The organism is Bradyrhizobium sp. P5_C12 (assembly GCF_054049735.1).
On sequence record NZ_JBFULU010000067.1, the window covers coordinates 13,824 to 30,400 of the forward strand.

The window sequence follows — 16,577 nt, forward strand, 5'->3', positions numbered from 1 at the left end:
ACGCGATCAGTACTTTTCCAGCGAACGCCCGACCACGCCGTTCACGTCCTTCTCCGGCGCAACGTCGGTCGAGTAATAGCCGGCGGCCTTCTTCGCGGCGATCTCGACATAGGCGTCGGCGGGAATGAGCTCCGGCGGGATCGGCACGCGCTCGACGATGTCGATGCCCTGCGAGGTCAGCGCGTCATGCTTCATGTCGCTCATCGACAGGAAGCGGTCGATGCGCTTCAGGCCCAGCCAGTGGATGGTGTCGGGCATCAGTTGCTGGAAACGTGCATCCTGGACGCCGGCGACGCATTCGGTGCGCTCGAAATAGGCCGCGGCCGCATCGCCGTCCTCCTGGCGCTTGCGGGCGTTGTAGACCAGGAATTTCGTGACCTCGCCGAGCGCGCGGCCTTCCTTGCGGTTGTAGACGACGAGCCCGAGCCCGCCCTCCTGCGCGCCGCGCGCGGATTCCTCGATGCCGTGGATCAGGTAGGGCCGGCAGGTGCAGATGTCGGAGCCGAACACGTCGGAGCCGTTGCATTCGTCGTGGACGCGGCAGGTGATCTTGGTGCGATGGTCCGGCAGTTTTGTCACGTCGCCGAACATGTAGACGGTGGTGCCGCCGATCGGCGGCAGGAACACCTTCATGTCCGGCCGCGTCACCAGCTCCGGGAACATGCCGGCGGTCTGCTCGAACAGGGTGCGCCGCAGCTCGTTCTCATTGGTGCCGAAGCGCTCCGCGAGGCCCGGCAGGTACCAGACCGGATCGATCGCGATCTTCACCACCGACACGCTGCCATTGGCGTGCACGACCTCGCCGTCGGCGCGCAGCCGCTTTGCGGCAAGCGCCTCGCGGATCTCCGGCAGGTCGAGCCGCGCACGCGTCACCGCGATGCTCGGCCTGATGTCGGAACCCTCGGCGATCTCCTTGCCGAAATTCTCGGCGACCAGATGGCCCCAGGGATCGAGCGCGACGATTTTTGCGGGATCGCGCCATTGCTCAAACGGGCCGATGGTCGCTGCCGGAAACGTGTTGGTCAGATCGGGACGCCGGATCGGATCGAGCGCGCCGGCGGAGACGGCGAGCGCCCGATACATCGCATATGAGCCGCCATGGCTGCCGATCACGTTGCGATCCTGCGCGCGCGACACCGTGCCGATGATCGGCCCGCGGGCGCGCGCGTCAGCTGCGCCCCAATGGATCGGAAAGGCGCCCTTTTTGCCCGGCTCCGGATGGGAGGTCAGGCGGATGTGGTCGGTACGGTTCGCGCGGCTCATGGCCAAACTCCCAAAAAGCCAACGGCCCGCCGCTCGGACGGGCCTGGCTCAGTCACGCTGCCGGCACGGACACCGGCGACGCAATCCAACATATTGTAGCGGCCAGCCACGACAGACAAGTTAATCGTGCGGGGCGGCCAAAGGCCGTTCCGGTGCCCGTCCGGATCAGTGAACGACGCCAGAACGTACCCTATATCTATGTAATTATTCGAATTTTTGAAGGGGGCGCCTCTACCTCCTTCAAACAGGTGACTGGATAAAACCTGCATATTCAGACATATCGACCGGATCGGCCCTGTCCCGGAGTGCGCCATGTCTGCCGCCAGTTACATCGACCCCCGCAACGGAAAGCTCTATCCCCTGGACCAGCCGCGCTGGTGCTCGGACGAGCGCACGCCGCTTCTGGTGACACCGGGGGCGGGGATGTCGCGCGATGAGATCGAGGGCCGCACGCGGTCGCTCTGGCGCTACCGGGCGGCGCTGCCGGTCGAGATCGCAAATCCGATCACGCTCGGCGAAGGCTGCACGCCACTGGTCGCGCAGGACTGGGGCGACCTGCGGCCGTTCTTCAAGCTCGAATGGTTCAACCCGACCGGCAGCTTCAAGGACAGAGGTTCCGCGGTGATGCTGTCGTTCCTGCGCCAGATCGGCGTCGATGCCATTCTGGAGGATTCTTCAGGCAATGGCGGCTCGTCGATGGCGGGGTTAGGTGCCGCCGGCGGCATGCGCGTGAAGATCCTGGCGCCCGCATCCACATCGCCGGCCAAGATCGCCCAGGTGCGCGCCTATGGCGCCATTGTGCAACTCGTCGAAGGCCCGCGCGAGGAATCGGAGGCCGAGGCCATCCGCCAGTCGAACCAGACCTTCTATGCCAGTCACAACTGGCAGCCGCTCTTCCTCGAGGGCACCAAGTCGCTCGCCTATGAAATCTGGGAGGATCTCGGTTTTCGCGCGCCCGACAACGTCATCGTTCCCGTCGGCGCCGGCAGCAGCCTGCTCGGCTGTGCCTTCGGCTTCCGCGAGTTGTTGAAAGCCGGTCAGATCGCAAAACTGCCGCGGCTGTTCGCGGCGCAGCCACAAAATTGCTCGCCGATCGATGCGAGCTTTCAGGCCGGCGTCGATACGCCGGTGCCGCGCGAGGTGCAGAAAACCATCGCCGAAGGCACCGCGATCAAGCATCCCCTGCGCCTGCGCGAGATCATCGGCGCCTTGCGCGAGAGCGGCGGCGGCACCGTTGCGCTCACCGAGGAGGAGATCGTCGCCGCCCTGCGCCGCCTTGCACGGCAGGGCCTGTTTGCCGAGCCGACCAGCGCCAGCGCGGCGGCCGCGCTGGAAAAGCTCTCCGGCGCCGGCGCCATCAAGGCCAACGAGACCACGGTCGCGGTCCTCACCGGCACCGGCCTCAAGGCCGCGACCACCGTTGCCGATCTCGTGCAGTAGGGCAATGCAACCGGTCTGTGTTGAACCTCCGGCGACCGTTGCCAGCCTCATGAAGATCGACCTCGAGCGAAGGGAGAGTTCCATGACCGCGCAGGACCCGTTTGCAGGTTTCAAGGCAGTCCAGAAGGAAGCCTGGTCACTGTTCACGCCGATGGAAGTGTTCACGACACCGGCTGCGGCCAAGCTCGCGAACTTTGCCGGCGTCGCCGCCGGCCAGCGGCTGCTCGACGTCGGCTGCGGCACCGGCGTCGTTGCGATCACGGCGGCACGCCGTGGTGCGAAGGTCAGGGGCCTCGACCTGTCGCCGGTCCTGATCGCGCGCGCCCGCGAGCACGCGGGCCTGGTCAACCTCGATGTCGACTTCAAGGATGGCGACGCCGAAAGCCTGCCCTATGGCGACAGCGAGTTCGACGTGGTGCTCAGCCAGTTCGGCCACATGTTCGCGCCGCGCCCCGACGTCACCATTGCCGAGATGCTGCGCGTGCTGAAGCCCGGGGGCACCATCGCCTTCTCCACCTGGCCGCCGCATCTCTATGTCGGACGGATGTTCGCGCTGGTCGGGCGCCATTTGCCGCCGCCCGAGGGCGTGGCATCGCCGGTGTTGTGGGGCGATCCGAAGATCGTCGCCGAGCGTCTTGCCGGCAAGGTGAAGCATCTCTCCTTCGAGATGGACATGATGACGCCGTCTGCGCTCAGCCCGCAGCATTTCCGCCGCACCATGGAAACGACGATCGGGCCCTTGATCAAGCTCGTCGGCGAGTACAAGGACGAGCCGGACAAGCTCAAGAGCTTCCACGCCGAGTTCGAGGCGCTGATCTCGGAATATTTCGACCCCGCCAACAACGTCATGCGCCAGCAGTTTCTGATGACGAAAGCGACGAAGGTGTGAGGCGGCGAGAGCATCCTTGCTGACCCTCCCCTGGAGGGGCCCCCTCCAGGGGAGGGTAGGAGGCAGCGGTCGTGCGGCCTCTACTCCTTCAGGTCATTCACCCGCTTCACCCAGGCGCGCACGTCCGCGAGGACTTCGGGCAGCAGCGCCCTGACCTCCTGCACGGTCATGCCGGGCTTGATGCGGGGATCGTAGAGCAGGTTGAGGATGTATTGGTCGTAGACGTCGAAATAGCCCATCGAGACGTTGTCGTTGAACATGGTCCAGGGCACGCTCGCGGTGTCGTTGATCGGGCCGAGCGATTGCAGGAGCTCCTCATAGGCGCAGTCGAGGAAGGTGAAATCGCCATTGTCGACGGTGAGGATGACGTCGGAATGCTCGATCTCGAAATTGTCGTTCTTGCGGAAGCCGGACAGGCATTGCGGATCGAGCGAGGTGCGGATCTCGCGCGCCTTCTCGGCGCCGTAGAAGCTGGAGATGGTGCGAAACAGATCGCGGTCACGCACCAGCTTCACCCGCACGTTGGCGGCCTCGCTGGTGTCGATCATGGCGATGTCGAGATGCTGCACGCGCTTGCCGATGTCGGCCACGACCTTGGCGAGCTGCGCCTTGCGGTCGGCGCGGTCGCTCTCGGCGAACACGCGCACCGGCCCGTCGAACTTGCGGATGCGGTCGACGCGGCCGGCGAGGTGATATTCGGCGCCGAACGCCGTCTTCAGAAAGCCCTCGATGATCTCGCCGTCGGTAAAGCTCTTCTTCTCGGAGCGCTGGCGCGCCGCGACCGCGGGCAATTCGCCCGCGGCAGCGATGGTAGCGGTGTCAGGCGCGGCTATGAGCGCTGCGAGCGCCAGGAGGGCGATGCGAAGGCCACGCGCGGGCGGATTCAATGCGCTCATTGTCACCCGACGCTGCCGTATTCGCGTCGCGCGCACAAGACCGCAAATTCACGCGCCCTGCGGGTTCCCGCCGATCATCTGTAGCAAAAGCGTGACAGACTTCGTGTGATCCAGCCGGAGCCGCGTGCTCCCTCAACCTCTCCCGCTTACGGGAGAGGTCGCCGCGTAGCGGCGGGTGAGGGTTCTCTCCTCTGGGGGATTGTCCCGTTGCGGAGAGACCCTCTCCCCAACCCTCTCCCGCAAGCGGGAGAGGGAGCACACCACTTGCGTGGAGGCAATTGCGCTTCAGTTGTTCAGCACCACTACCGTGGTGCCAACCGAGACACGGCCATAGAGGTCGCTGACGTCCTCATTGGTCATGCGGAAGCAGCCAGAGGATACCGCCTGGCCGATCGTCTCCGGCTCGTTCGAGCCGTGGATGCGGTAGAGGGTCGAGCCGAGATACATGGCGCGCGCGCCGAGCGGATTCTCGATGCCGCCCTTCATGTGGCGCGGCAGGTCCGGCCGGCGCGCCAGCATCTGCGACGGCGGCGTCCAGTCCGGCCACTCCTTCTTGGCGGTGATCCTGTGAACCCCACCCCAGCGGAAGCCGTCACGGCCGACGCCGATGCCGTAGCTCAGCGCCTGGCCGTTCTGGAGCACCAGATAGAGCCGCCGCTCGCTGGTGTTCACCACGATCGTGCCGGGGGCGTAGGCCCCGTTATAGTTGATGGTCGTGCGGGTGATCGGGCTCGAACCGCCACGGAAGAAGCTCGGGCCGAAGCCCATGAAGTCGCGCGTGTCGAACCCTTCGGCGAACGCGGCGCCCATCGTGGCCGACAGGAGTGCGATGGCTGCAATCGGCGCGGCAAAAAACCGGATCATTGTATCCCCCAGCAAAAAAAAATCGATTCAAGGAGGCCATATTTACGGGCATTCCGCAAGCCACGGCCCCGTGAGGACGTCATGCTTAACGATTGGCGTTACCAATTTGCAACCGCGCCAAATTGCCGAAAAGCATTAGCCAAACCGTCGCATCGTCATGCCGGGCAGGGCAGCAATGCCCGCTATTGCTTTGACGGAGGCGGCGAACAATGATTGATCGGACGGATCATTGGAAATGGCCGGTTGCGGGAGCTTTGGGATGAACGGTGCGGAAAGCCTGGTGCGGACGATGGTCAAGGGCGGGGTCGACATCTGCTTCTCCAATCCCGGCACCTCCGAGATGCATTTTGTCGCGGCGCTCGACCGCGTGCCGGGCATGCGCTGCGTGCTCGGCCTGTTCGAAGGCGTGGTGACGGGGGCGGCCGACGGCTATTTCCGCATGAAGGGGACCCCGGCCTCGACCCTGCTGCATCTCGGTCCCGGCCTCGCCAACGGCCTTGCCAATCTGCACAACGCCAAGAAGGCGAATTCCGGCATCGTCAACATCGTCGGCCAGCATGCGGTCTACCACATCGGCTACAACGCGCCGCTGACCTCCGACATCGAGGGCCTGGCCCGGCCGATGTCGTCCTGGGTCCGCACCTCCCCGGATTCCAAATCGGTGGCCGCTGACGGTGCCGCGGCGATTGCCGCCGCCAAAAGCGCGCCGCCGCAGATCGCGACCCTGATCCTGCCCGCCGACACCGCCTGGAACGAGGCCGACGGCATCGCCGAGGTGCCGGCCGAGCAGCAGCGCGCGAGCTATTCGCCGCAGGCGGTCGAGCAGGCCGCAAAAATCCTGCACGGGGACGGCGAAGGCACGCTGCTGCTGATGACCGGCAGCGCGCTGAGCGAAAAGGGCCTGGCGCTGGCCGAGCGCATCGCCGGCAAGACCGGCTGCACCGTGATGGGCCCTACCTTCCGCCCCAAGATGGCGCGCGGCCGCGGCCGCTTCTCGATCGACCGCATCCACTACGTGATCGAGAACGCGCTGCCGATGCTGGCAAAATTCCGTCACATCGTGCTGGTCGAGTCCGATGATCCCGTGGCGTTCTTCGCCTATCCGAACAAGCCGAGCATGCTCAAGCCCGAGGGCTGCGACGTGCATCGCATGACCACCTGGGGCGAGAATTCGGTCGCGGCGCTGGAAGCGCTCGCCGGCGCAGTGAAGGCGAGCGCGAACGACGTCAAGCCGCAGGCCTTGGCTGAGCTGGTCAAGCCGACCGGCGCGCTGACCTTCGCCTCGATCGCGCAGGCGATCGCATGCGCGATTCCCGAGAACGCGATCATGGTCGACGAATCCCTGACCACCGGCCGCGGCTTCTTCCCGCCGACCGCGGCGGCCGCCCCGCATGACTGGCTTCAGAACATGGGCGGCTCGATCGGCTTCTCCACGCCGCTGTCGATCGGCGCTGCGATCGCCTGTCCGGACCGCAAGGTGATCACGATGGTCGGCGACGGCAGCGCGATGTACACGATCCAGTCGCTGTGGACCCAGGCCCGCGAAAACCTCAACATCGTCACCATCGTGTTCGCCAACCGCATCTACCAGATCCTGCGCGGCGAGTTCGACAATGTCGGCGCCGGCGAGCCCGGCCAGCGCGCCAACGACATGCTGCGGCTCGACCGTCCGACGCTGGACTTCGTCGCGCTGGCGAAGGGCATGGGCGTGCCCGGCCGCGCCGTCACCAATGCCGACGAGTTCAACAAGGCGCTGGCCGAAGCCGTCGCCGAACCCGGGCCGCGACTGATCGAAGTTCAGATGTGAGTCTGGCCGATCTCTTCACCTCTCCCCGCTCTTCTGCGGGGAGAGGTCGGATTGCGCAGCAATCCGGGTGAGGGGCAAGGCAAGCTGCGGACCCAGGCAAAGGACCATCCGACTCGCACGCCGCGCGCGTTCGACCTATCATTCCAACCGAACTCGCGGAGACGGCCCCCTCACCCCACCCTCTCCCCGTAAGAACGGGGCGAGGGAGCGAGAGACCGGTCGGGACGCACAAGGGTCGAAATGGGGCCGGGGGGCACGATGCAGACCGAGCTGAACAAGGTGGTCGCGGCGCTCCGGGACTTCTACGCCCACGAAGGATTCTTGTTCGAGAAGGACATCGGCGAGCGCGCGATCACGCATCGCTTCGCCGTGCATCTGGAGAAGCAGTTCCCGGGCTGGGCGGTGGATTGCAACTACGACCGGCTCGGCGAGCGCACGCTGCACCTGCCGCACGGCACCATCATCTCGACCGACGATCATCTGGGGAAGTCGATCTACCCCGACGTGGTCGTGCATCAGCGCGAGATCCCGAAAAACCTGCTCAGTGTGGAGATCCGCAAGGCGGGCAATCACACGCCGCTGGAGCACGACCAGCACAAGCTGAGGGCGCTGACCGATCCGCACGTCTGGTTCGCCTATTGGGTCGGCGTGCTGCTGGTGCTGGCGAGGGACCGCGTCACCACGTCAGAGGTCTATGTCGGCGGTATCGTCGATCCGCCGCTGTCGCGCTGGTTCGCAACGCGGCTGGAGGAGATCGGCCATGGCGCCGCGCATTGAGCCCGCCTCGGCAACAAGGCCGCCCGGAATGGGCGGCGGCACGCGCGACATGCGCGCGCCGCCACGCGGTCAATAATAGCGCTGTTGCGAGAACGCGTAGCGCGGATTGATGCCGCAATACGCCGAGGTGCCGGAGGCCGTGGCGAGGCACTGCTGGTAGCTCGCGAACTGGCAATTGCCCGGATAGCCCCAGATGCGGCCCTGCAGGCAATATCGATCGTTTGCAGGATGCGCCTGGGCTGGCGGAGATGCTACGGTGATCAGCGCTGCGAGCGATGCGAGCGTGAGGATGGTGCGGCGCATTTCAGACTCCTTCGAGAATGAGTGGATGAGGAACATCAGTCGGCCCGTCGTGTTCCAGGGCTCGTCTGACACTTGCTCGTGTCTGTCTTGGTGTTCGCGGCGGCCGCTGCGTTCGACATGCGCGCATCATGAGGCAAGCCGCGGCCAGCTCTGTGATCTCGGCCACAGTTCGCGTCGGAGTTCCGGCCTATCCTGGGACACTTGCCCGCGTCGATCCGGCAGGACTATTTTTGCCGCATTCGGATCAGGCATTTTTGGAGGTACTGATGCAAAAGTCATATTTGCTGGCTGCGACAGCAGCGCTGGCGCTTATCATGCAGACATCGCTCGTGCTGGCGCAGGGCACGCCGGCCGCCGGCGGCACCGCGGCTCCGGCCGCCACGACCACCGCGCCGGCTGCGACGACAACGACGCCGAGCGCAACCACCGACACCTCCAGCCAGCCCTCCGACTCCAAGAAGAGCGGGTCGAAGAAGCCGGCGAAAAAGAAGATGACGCGGCAGCAGGAGATCGATCATTCGGTCGACACCGGCACCGTTCCCGCACGCTACCGCAGCTCGGTGCCCAAGCAGTACCAGCAATATATTCCGTTCGATAAGCGGTGATGGATCGCACGGGACGGCGCGACGTGATCGGATGCTGCGCCGCTGCGTGAAGAAAACGCGTCAAGACAACAATCAAGAGCCCCGTTCCGATTCCATCGGAACTGGGCTCTGGCGTCATCAATCGGTTTTGGGCGACTTGGTCAGGTGCGGCCTGACCCGCACTTCTTGCGGCGATCGACCGTAACGGTGCTAGAGTAGGCCAAAGCATCCGGGGGTCGTAATGAGTGATGATGGGAGGGATGCTGGCCTTGTGGCGATGATCAGCGGCATCCTGGGAGGCAACAAGCGCCCAGACAATATTGCACCGCCGCCACTCAGTGAGGGTCCGCCGACCGTGCCGTCGCGCGGATTTGAGCCGGTCGCCGCGCCGATCCAGGAAGCAGCATCGACCAAGAGCGGGAATGCATCCAACGCCGCACCGGCCGCCACGAACCCGGTCGAGCCGCCCGCTCAAATCGTCATGACACCGGATGGCAAACGGCGGCTGCCTGCGGAGGTGATTGCCGATCTCGTGCTCGGTGAGTTGCGCAAGATGGATGATTTTCCAGCGTCCGGCGCCTCGGTCACGGTCTACGGCTACCGGCATTGGAACGCCATGATCACCTTCGCGCCGTTCTCGACCACGTTCCGGAATGCGACGCGGTTCCGCCAGGCCTTGCCGGATCTCGTCTTCAAGCTGCGCCGTTTCGTCGAACTTGAGATATAATCCGGGCCATCACCGGCCGTGGTCCAGCGCGTGATCCCTTGGGGATCGCGGGCGAGCACCACCATGACCCGAAACAGTTCGACAGGATTTTCGAGTTGAGCGTCGCCTTTACCAAAGAAGAGAGCGCCGAAACCGCGTCCGAGACGCTGTTGCCGGATCGCCCGATCTCGCCGCATCCGAACCTCGTGACGGAAGCGGGCTTGCAGGCGTTGCAGTTGCAGCTCCGGCAGGCACGTGAGGCCTATGAGGCCGCGCAGCGCATCGAGGACGTCAACGAAAAGCGCCGGCAGTCGGCGGTCCCCTTGCGCGATGCTCGCTACTTCGCCGAAAGGCTGCGCACGGCGCAGCTTGTTCCCCATCCGGCGTCGACCGAGACGGTCGCCTTCGGCTGCACCGTGACCTTCAGCCGCGCCGATGGCCGCGTGCAGACCTATCGGATCGTCGGAGAGGATGAAGCGGATCCAAAGGCCGGATCGATCTCGTTTGTCGCTCCGGTCGCGAGGTCGCTGATCGGAAAAGTCGTCGGCGATGTCGCAGGTTCGGGCAGCCAGGAACTCGAGATTCTTGCGATCGCGTAGCGGCGCTAGAGCGTTTTCCAGCGAAGTGGAAACCGGTTCGCGTAAAGAAAACGCGTCAAAACAAGAAGCTAGAGCCCCGTTCCGATTCCATCGGAACGGGGCTCTAGCTTCCCGGATCATTCCGCGGTCAAGCGAAAGCCTTAAAGTCGATCAAAAATGAGAGGCGATCTTAGCAATTAAGGGCTGTCGGGCAAATCTCCGCGAAGTGAGGTTCGATATGTCGTTGAGCAAGGCCTTCAATGCGCGATTGACGGAACTGAAGTTTCATCCGGCCGTTCTCGCGGTCAGACAGATCAAGAAACGTCTGGCCGATAGCGGACCTGCCCTGCGTCTCAAATTCAGTCCCCAAAAGAGGGATGGGATCATTGGGCAGTACAAGCGCGGATCAAGCGTGCAGGACGTCATTGACTTCACCAGACAACATATGGGCACCGGCTCCTGTCAAATCGAGTCGGAAATCTCGTCCGCCCTTGACTACATCGCTGCGTCCGCTCCGAAGCTCGTGGTTGAAATCGGAACGCTGAACGGCGGAACGTCGCTTCTGTTTGGGCGATTTCTGCCGACGATGGAGGCCATGGTCTGCATCGACCTGCATGTGAAGAACAAGGAAATGCTGAAGCTGCTGGCGACGCCGCAGCAGCGATGGACGTTCTTCGACATGCCGTCCTACGCGGACGATACGGTCCGGCGGGTCGCGAAATTCCTCGACGGCAGAATGATCGACGCGTTGTTCATCGACGGGGATCATCGCTACGAGGGCGTCAAGCAGGACTTTCTCTGCTACCGGCATTTCGTCCGGGAGGGCGGTGTCATCCTGTTTCACGACATCATCGAATCCAGCGGCAGCACCAGCGCCTGGGCGGGCGGCGTGCCGCAGCTGTGGCGCGAGTTGTCGCCATTCTACGAGCACAGGGAATTCGTTCAAAGCCGCAGCCAGGAAGGCTTCGGCATTGGCGCAATCAAGTACACCAAAGCCGCTCGGCCATTCCCGTCGGGGTAACGCTGGCGACGACGGAATGTCCGTACGGCGACAATGGCAACCTCAACGACGCTCGGGCTGGATCGGGCCGGAGCGTCTTCGCGGATGCGCCCGCTGCGTCTCCGCACTCAGCCATGCTGACCCCTGGCTATGGAGGGCGCCGTACGTCCAATGGCGGAAGCGCTTCTTGATTCCTGGACAAGCCGTTTCCGCGCCACCTAAATGGTGGGAGCATAGGGCTCTGAGCCTCTCCCCCGATGCTGCCATCCTGCCCCTGTTTTGCCCGACGGAGCAAGCGGAATTCGGAAAAGGCGTAACTCATTGATCCGACTGACGTCGGCTACTGTGCATGGGGTTGTTTGTCGATTTTTTTGATGAGGCGGTCCCGACAGCCGCCAGAGGCGTCGACGATCGTCCGCAACCGGTCAGGTTCAGGAGGATGAATGGTGGGCGCACAAGGGATCGAACCTTGGACCTCTCCCGTGTGAAGGGAACGCTCTCCCGCTGAGCTATGCGCCCGGGACCATCATGCAGGCGGCCGGACCTTGCGGCCGGCCGGCACATCGAAGCCCGCGATTTAGAAGTGCGGGCCAAAGGTGTCAAGTTTTCAGACGGGCCAAGAGCTAAAAACCGGCCCGAAAACCTTGCGCAGATCACGCAATTCGCAACGGAAACCGGGTTTTTGGCCCACTCACGCGCCCTGCTGGCGGGCGCGGGAGGCGTGGGCCTGGAGCGCGCGGATGCGCTCGGCGAGCGTTCCGCCGCCTTCGGGCAGGGTCGCCGCAGCCGCGCCATTGGCAGCAGTGCCATTGGCCGGGCGCGGCACCGGCTTCGGAGGCTGGCCCGCCTCGGCTGCAAGCAGCGCCTCGATCGGCGAATTCGGGCCTTCGAGCTGCATCGCGAGTTTTGCCACCTCGGCCGCGATGTCGTTGATGCGTTCGCGCAGCAGCGCGTTTTCCATGCGCTCGGTCGCCCAGGAGCTCTCCGCCTGCTGCTGGATCGCGTTGATGTCGCGCTGGAGCTTGGCGCGCTCGTCGCGAGCGGTCTTGAGCTGCTCCTCCAGCGCGGCCTTTTCGGAGCGCAGTGTTTCGACCGCGGCCGAGGATTTGCCGCCGCTCAACGCGGCGATCTCGACGCGCAGCTCCTTGATGGTGCGCTCGGAGCCCTCATTGGTCTGGCGGAGCTGGTTGTTCTCATAGTCGCGCTCGGCGAGCAGCTTGCCTTGCGTGGCGAGGCGCGCTTCGAGGTCGGCGACGCGGCCCGAGAGCATTTCGGCCTCCTTGACCTGCACGATGAGCTGACGATCGAGCTCGTTGACGCGCTGGCTCAGATTTTCGACACGGCCACGGGCATCCCCGAGCTCACGCGAGGCGGTCTCCGATTCCGAGCGTTCCTGCGCCAGTCGCGCCTGCGTGGCGGTAAATTCCTTCTCGGCATCGCCGACGCGATTCTTGAGTTCCTCGATCTGCGCGCGCACCGCGACGAGCTCGACCTGGCGGCTCTCGGCCATCATCGAACGGTCGGAGAGCTCGGAATTGATTTTGGCGAGCTCGCCCTGCTTGTCGCTCAGCGCAATCTCGGCCTCGCGCAAGGATGTGGTCTTGGCGTTGAATTCCTCTTCGGTGGCGCGGAGCTGCTCCTTCACCGCCTTCTCGCGGGCCTCCAGCGCAAAGATCGTGGCGTTCTTCTCGCCGAGCTCGATCTTCATGCGGTTGATGGCGTCGCTCTTCTTGCCGAGCTCGGCGAGCTGGCTCGTGGTCTTGTTCTTGAGCTGGTCGACGCTCATCTCGAGCCGCCGCGCCGACATGGCGAATTCGGCGCGGAGCTGGTCCTTGTCGGCCTGGATCTCCGCCATCGACAGCGGCGTGGCGGCCTCGAGCCGGCGCGTGGTCAGGCGTACCGCGCGGTTATGCACCAGCGGCACGATGGCGAGCCCGCACAGCATCGAGAGCAGGAAACCGATCGCCAGGTACATGATCGGTTCGACCATGGTCCAGAACTCCCAAGGCTAAGGAAAAATTTACCAACGACAATGCCATGGCGGGGCGGCTAAAAGCCAGCCCCGGCCTGTTGTTAACCTTGATCTGTCGCGGGAGGAGAGGGGGAGCCCTAGAACGGGTTCCAGGTCGCGCGCGGGGTGTATTTGAGGTAGCCGATATTGGCTCCCAGCCGCAGGCCGAGCCCCGAGCGGATCGGCACCAGCACGATGTTGTTGGCGGTGAGCGCCGTCATGCCGAAGCCGCCGATGATATAGGCCGAGCCGTCGAGGCCGGCGAAGCGCTGATAGATCGCGTTGGTGGCGGGCAGGTTATAGACCAGCGTCATGGTGCGCGCGCCGTCGCCGCCCCAGTCGAAGCCGAGCGAGGGGCCCTGCCAGTAGACGCGCAGGTCGCCGGCGTTCTTGGTGTAGAGCGTGCCTTCGCCATAGCGCAGGCCGGCGACGAAGGCGCCGGAGCCTTCCTCGCCCAGGATGTAGCCGTTCGGCAGGCCCCATTGGCTGACCGCCTTCTCGATGATCGAGGCGAGCCCGCGCGAGACGTTGCCGAAGAAGCGGTGGCCGGCGGTCACGAGTTCGTCGGGCCCATAGGTGCTGGGCGACGGGCTCCGCTGCGGCGGCGGCAGGTTGGGCGGCGGCGGCTGCTGGGCGGAGGCCGGCACGATCCACCCGACCATCGCGGCAAGCGCGACTGCGGCAAGGCGTGATGCGAAAGTCATAAAAGAACCCCTGGTATCGAATCCGGTCGCTTCCTTAACCTGACGCCAACAGGCACGGCTCTAGGTTGCGCCGAATGTCCCCTCGACTCGGATGTTATCCGCAGCAACTATGACGGCACAACGGCAGGAAGATAGCCCTTTGCGCCCCGGAATTGCCTTGATCGGGCATCTGGTCTGCCTGCTGGCGGGCATTTGGATCGCCTGCGCCGGGGTGCCGGCCGAGGCCGCCACCACCGAGCGGATCGTCGTCAACCGCTTCAGCGGCGTGGCCATCGAGGGGTTCGATCCCGTGGCCTATTTCGTCGACGGTGGCGCCGCGCTCGGCACCGCGGAGTTCGAGGCCAACCTCTGGGGGGCGGTCTGGCGCTTCCGGAACGAGGGCAACCGCGCCTCCTTCCTGGCTCATCCCGAAATCTATGGCCCACAGTACGGCGGCTATGATCCGGCCGACATCGCCCGCGGCATCGCGATTGCCGGCAATCCCCGTTTCTTCGTGATCGCGGCGCAGCGGCTTTACCTGTTCAGCCGGGAAGCCAATCGCGACGCCTTCGCCGCCGATCCGGAGCGCTTCCTCTACGAGGTGGGCAAGCGCTGGCCCGCGCTCCAGGACAAGCTCAGTCAGTAGGGCCTTGCCACCTCAGAGGCTTACCAGCTCAGAGCCTTGCCGCCCGTCGGTCGCCCCAGGCGATGAAGTCCGGGATGATGAAGCCGGTATCGCGCCGTTCGCCGAATCGGAGCTCGCCACCGTTGCCGTCGGTCACCGTGCCGCCGGCCGCGGTTACGACCGCGCAGCCCGCTCCGACGTCCCATTCGCACGTCGGCCCGAAGCGGGGATAGATGTCGGCGCTGCCCTCCGCGATCCGGCCGAACTTCACGGCCGAGCCGACCGTCCTTCGCACCGCATTCGGCCGGGCCTCGATGAATGCGTCACTCCTGGGATCGCCATGCGAGCGGCTCACCGCCGCGATCCAGGGCTCGCCCGGTTTCGGCAACGTGCGGGTATGGATCGGTTCGGCGGCCCCGATGGTAGCGCCGTCAAACGTCACGCGCTCGGCGCCGTGGCCGACGATGCCGCGCCACAGCAGCCCGAGCGCCGGCGCACTGACGATGCCGAGCAGCGGCACGCCACGGGTCACGAGGGCGAGGTTGACGGTGAACTCGTCACGGCCGGCGACGAACTCCTTGGTGCCGTCGAGGGGATCGATCAGGAAGAAGCTGTCGCGAAACGGCGGGCAGGCGAGCTGGGTCCGCTCCTCGGAAAGCGTCGGCACGTCCCCCGCAAGCTGGACCAGGCCGTCCGCGATGATGCGGTCGGCGGCGAGGTCGGCCTCAGTGACCGGCGAGCCGTCCTGCTTGCCGTCGATCCGCATCGCCGCCCGGTTCACCGCGAGGATGGCTTCGCCCGCCTTCACCACCAGCGCTGTGAGCGGCTCCATCAAGCGGGAGGCGGCTTCGCCGTCGATGATCCTCACCTGCATGCCTCATTCATCGGCAAATCTCGCCTCTCTCGGTTGATTCGCGGTCGATTCGCCATCGATTCGTCGCTGCTTCCACTTGGCTTCGGCTTGGGCTTATGGCCGCTTCGAGCCTATCGCAAGCTAGCTGCGACCGGCTTGCGAATGTTAGAACCGCCGCCATTCGTCAAGCATGCGTGATTCGCCGCGTCCGCGCCGTGCAATTCCAGGAACCCTCCAGGACCCCTTTATGTCTGGCACCTCGTCACCCGGTACCGCTACTGCTCCCGATATGCTCGAACTCGCAGCGCTGCTGTGCTCGCGGGTCTGTCATGATCTCATCAGCCCTGTAGGCGCCATCGTCAACGGGCTTGAAGTGCTCGACGACGATCCCAAGCCCGAGGACCGCGAGTTCGCGCTCGACCTGATTCGCAAGAGCGCCAAGACCGCCTCCGCCCGCCTCCAGTTCTGCCGTCTCGCCTTCGGCGCGGCCGGCTCCACCGGTGCGCAGATCGACCTCGGCGACGCCCAGACCATGGCGCGCGGCCACATCGAGGACGGCAAGTGCACGATCACCTGGAATTTGCCGCGGCTGCTGCTGCCGAAGAATCGCGTCAAGCTGCTGCTCAATATGCTGGTCGTCGCCCAGCACACGATTCCGCGCGGCGGCCTGCTCAAGGTCGATCCGATCGGAGACGGCGAGACCATGAGCTTCCGCGTCACCGCCACCGGACATAATGCGCGCCTGCCGCAGAACATCGCCGAGCTCCTGAGCGGCGAGCGCGGGCCTGCCGCGGATGCGCACGCGATCCAGCCTTATTATACGCGGCTCCTTGCGCAGGCCTGCGGGCTCACCGTGACGCTGGCGCCGGAAGGCGAAGCCATCACGGTTACCGCTTCGTAAACGCGGCGTCTTTCTCGGACGATTAATCGAATCTTTACGAGGCGCTTCGGCTTGTCCGGAGCGCCTTATCTCTTTGTTGGCTCCGTTCTTTTGCACATACTCAACCAATATTAAACGCTTTGCGGTGAAGCTGGCCCCATTCTGAATGGCGCATGACTCGTCGTGCGTGCCCTCCCTGTATGAAGGCCTGTTTTCATGGATGATCTGTTGCGGGAGTTTTTGACGGAGACCAGCGAGAGCCTGGACACCGTCGACAATCAGCTGGTGAAGTTCGAGCAGGAGCCGAACAACGCCAAGATCCTGGATAACATCTTCCGCCTGGTCCACACCATCAAGGGCACGTGCGGCTTTTTGGGATTGCCGCGGCTGGAAGCGCTGGCGCATGCCGGCGAGACGC

18 protein-coding genes and 1 tRNA gene are annotated in these 16,577 nt (G+C 64.7%); 11 read left to right on the plus strand and 8 right to left on the minus strand.

From position 1 onward, the window contains the following. Positions 1–6: 6 nt before the first annotated feature. Positions 7–1,263 (minus strand): GTP cyclohydrolase II, encoded by a 1,257-nt coding sequence (locus ACXJMY_RS34655; RefSeq protein WP_456623848.1) that lies wholly within the window; start codon positions 1,261–1,263, stop codon positions 7–9. 312 nt (positions 1,264–1,575) lie between these two features. On the opposite strand from ACXJMY_RS34655, the gene ACXJMY_RS34660 reads away from it, so the two are divergent. Continuing rightward, a complete protein-coding gene (locus tag ACXJMY_RS34660; RefSeq protein ID WP_456623849.1) occupies positions 1,576–2,703 on the plus strand; it encodes a threonine synthase in 1,128 nt (375 codons plus the stop codon). Between the two features lie 82 nt (positions 2,704–2,785). Beyond that, positions 2,786–3,592 (plus strand): class I SAM-dependent methyltransferase, encoded by an 807-nt coding sequence (locus ACXJMY_RS34665; protein WP_456623850.1) that lies wholly within the window; start codon positions 2,786–2,788, stop codon positions 3,590–3,592. An 80-nt stretch (positions 3,593–3,672) separates the two neighbouring features. Here ACXJMY_RS34665 and ACXJMY_RS34670 read toward each other — a convergent pair whose 3' ends face one another. Next, on the minus strand, positions 3,673–4,488 hold the full coding sequence (locus tag ACXJMY_RS34670; RefSeq protein ID WP_456623851.1) for a DUF2927 domain-containing protein: 816 nt from the start codon (positions 4,486–4,488) through the stop codon (positions 3,673–3,675). 285 nt (positions 4,489–4,773) lie between these two features. Then, positions 4,774–5,352 (minus strand): L,D-transpeptidase, encoded by a 579-nt coding sequence (locus tag ACXJMY_RS34675; protein WP_456623852.1) that lies wholly within the window; start codon positions 5,350–5,352, stop codon positions 4,774–4,776. 259 nt (positions 5,353–5,611) lie between these two features. On the opposite strand from ACXJMY_RS34675, the gene ACXJMY_RS34680 reads away from it, so the two are divergent. Further along, positions 5,612–7,159: an acetolactate synthase large subunit gene (locus tag ACXJMY_RS34680; RefSeq protein WP_456623853.1), complete on the plus strand. Its 1,548-nt coding sequence runs from the start codon at positions 5,612–5,614 to the stop codon at positions 7,157–7,159. A gap of 258 nt (positions 7,160–7,417) precedes the next feature. Then, complete coding sequence (locus ACXJMY_RS34685) at positions 7,418–7,936, plus strand: hypothetical protein (RefSeq protein WP_456623854.1); 519 nt, start codon at positions 7,418–7,420, stop codon at positions 7,934–7,936. Positions 7,937–8,005: 69 nt separating this feature from the next. Here the strand turns inward: ACXJMY_RS34685 and ACXJMY_RS34690 are convergent, their stop codons facing one another. Further along, on the minus strand, positions 8,006–8,239 hold the full coding sequence (locus tag ACXJMY_RS34690; RefSeq protein WP_456623855.1) for a DUF3551 domain-containing protein: 234 nt from the start codon (positions 8,237–8,239) through the stop codon (positions 8,006–8,008). Between the two features lie 266 nt (positions 8,240–8,505). Here ACXJMY_RS34690 and ACXJMY_RS34695 point away from each other — a divergent pair, with 266 nt between their 5' ends. The 4 genes from ACXJMY_RS34695 to ACXJMY_RS34710 all read left to right on the plus strand — a co-directional run bounded on the left by ACXJMY_RS34695 (position 8,506) and on the right by ACXJMY_RS34710 (position 11,128). Next, a complete protein-coding gene (locus ACXJMY_RS34695; RefSeq protein WP_456623856.1) occupies positions 8,506–8,844 on the plus strand; it encodes a hypothetical protein in 339 nt (112 codons plus the stop codon). Between the two features lie 220 nt (positions 8,845–9,064). Then, positions 9,065–9,550: a hypothetical protein gene (locus ACXJMY_RS34700; RefSeq protein WP_456623857.1), complete on the plus strand. Its 486-nt coding sequence runs from the start codon at positions 9,065–9,067 to the stop codon at positions 9,548–9,550. 95 nt (positions 9,551–9,645) lie between these two features. Then, entirely contained in the window at positions 9,646–10,128 is a 483-nt protein-coding gene (gene greA / locus ACXJMY_RS34705) for a transcription elongation factor GreA (RefSeq protein WP_456623858.1), read from the plus strand. Between the two features lie 223 nt (positions 10,129–10,351). Further along, positions 10,352–11,128: a class I SAM-dependent methyltransferase gene (locus ACXJMY_RS34710; protein WP_456623859.1), complete on the plus strand. Its 777-nt coding sequence runs from the start codon at positions 10,352–10,354 to the stop codon at positions 11,126–11,128. A 423-nt stretch (positions 11,129–11,551) separates the two neighbouring features. On the opposite strand, the gene ACXJMY_RS34715 is transcribed toward ACXJMY_RS34710, so the two are convergent. The 3 genes from ACXJMY_RS34715 to ACXJMY_RS34725 all read right to left on the minus strand — a co-directional run bounded on the left by ACXJMY_RS34715 (position 11,552) and on the right by ACXJMY_RS34725 (position 13,822). Continuing rightward, positions 11,552–11,626: transfer RNA gene (locus tag ACXJMY_RS34715), tRNA-Val, on the minus strand. Positions 11,627–11,798: 172 nt separating this feature from the next. Further along, the gene (locus ACXJMY_RS34720; protein WP_456623860.1) at positions 11,799–13,097 is read right to left on the minus strand and encodes a hypothetical protein; all 1,299 of its coding nucleotides are present in this window, start codon (positions 13,095–13,097) and stop codon (positions 11,799–11,801) included. Between the two features lie 119 nt (positions 13,098–13,216). Next, on the minus strand, positions 13,217–13,822 hold the full coding sequence (locus ACXJMY_RS34725; RefSeq protein WP_456623861.1) for a DUF1134 domain-containing protein: 606 nt from the start codon (positions 13,820–13,822) through the stop codon (positions 13,217–13,219). A 139-nt stretch (positions 13,823–13,961) separates the two neighbouring features. Between ACXJMY_RS34725 and ACXJMY_RS34730 the strand changes: the two genes are divergently transcribed. Continuing rightward, positions 13,962–14,447, plus strand: coding sequence for a YHS domain-containing (seleno)protein (locus ACXJMY_RS34730; RefSeq protein WP_456623862.1), 486 nt, complete (start codon positions 13,962–13,964; stop codon positions 14,445–14,447). A 28-nt stretch (positions 14,448–14,475) separates the two neighbouring features. On the opposite strand, the gene ACXJMY_RS34735 is transcribed toward ACXJMY_RS34730, so the two are convergent. Further along, positions 14,476–15,300 (minus strand): 3'(2'),5'-bisphosphate nucleotidase CysQ family protein, encoded by an 825-nt coding sequence (locus ACXJMY_RS34735; protein ID WP_456623863.1) that lies wholly within the window; start codon positions 15,298–15,300, stop codon positions 14,476–14,478. Positions 15,301–15,526: 226 nt separating this feature from the next. Between ACXJMY_RS34735 and chpT the strand changes: the two genes are divergently transcribed. Both chpT and ACXJMY_RS34745 read left to right on the plus strand, forming a co-directional pair. Further along, entirely contained in the window at positions 15,527–16,180 is a 654-nt protein-coding gene (gene chpT / locus ACXJMY_RS34740; protein ID WP_456623864.1) for a histidine phosphotransferase ChpT, read from the plus strand. Positions 16,181–16,375: 195 nt separating this feature from the next. Next, a partial coding sequence (locus ACXJMY_RS34745; RefSeq protein WP_456623865.1) for an Hpt domain-containing protein occupies positions 16,376–16,577 on the plus strand: 202 nt, incomplete at its 3' end.

Coding starts and splice junctions, on each gene's coding strand:
- ACXJMY_RS34660 (WP_456623849.1), top strand. CDS start 1,576: ATGTCTGCCGCCAGTTACATCGACCCCCGCAACGGAAAGCTCTATCCC.
- ACXJMY_RS34680 (WP_456623853.1), top strand. CDS start 5,612: ATGAACGGTGCGGAAAGCCTGGTGCGGACGATGGTCAAGGGCGGGGTC.
- ACXJMY_RS34725 (WP_456623861.1), bottom strand. CDS start 13,822: ATGACTTTCGCATCACGCCTTGCCGCAGTCGCGCTTGCCGCGATGGTC.
- ACXJMY_RS34655 (WP_456623848.1), bottom strand. CDS start 1,263: ATGAGCCGCGCGAACCGTACCGACCACATCCGCCTGACCTCCCATCCG.
- ACXJMY_RS34700 (WP_456623857.1), top strand. CDS start 9,065: ATGAGTGATGATGGGAGGGATGCTGGCCTTGTGGCGATGATCAGCGGC.
- ACXJMY_RS34665 (WP_456623850.1), top strand. CDS start 2,786: ATGACCGCGCAGGACCCGTTTGCAGGTTTCAAGGCAGTCCAGAAGGAA.
- ACXJMY_RS34695 (WP_456623856.1), top strand. CDS start 8,506: ATGCAAAAGTCATATTTGCTGGCTGCGACAGCAGCGCTGGCGCTTATC.
- chpT (WP_456623864.1), top strand. CDS start 15,527: ATGTCTGGCACCTCGTCACCCGGTACCGCTACTGCTCCCGATATGCTC.
- ACXJMY_RS34685 (WP_456623854.1), top strand. CDS start 7,418: ATGCAGACCGAGCTGAACAAGGTGGTCGCGGCGCTCCGGGACTTCTAC.
- ACXJMY_RS34735 (WP_456623863.1), bottom strand. CDS start 15,300: ATGCAGGTGAGGATCATCGACGGCGAAGCCGCCTCCCGCTTGATGGAG.
- ACXJMY_RS34720 (WP_456623860.1), bottom strand. CDS start 13,097: ATGGTCGAACCGATCATGTACCTGGCGATCGGTTTCCTGCTCTCGATG.
- ACXJMY_RS34670 (WP_456623851.1), bottom strand. CDS start 4,488: ATGAGCGCATTGAATCCGCCCGCGCGTGGCCTTCGCATCGCCCTCCTG.
- ACXJMY_RS34690 (WP_456623855.1), bottom strand. CDS start 8,239: ATGCGCCGCACCATCCTCACGCTCGCATCGCTCGCAGCGCTGATCACC.
- ACXJMY_RS34675 (WP_456623852.1), bottom strand. CDS start 5,352: ATGATCCGGTTTTTTGCCGCGCCGATTGCAGCCATCGCACTCCTGTCG.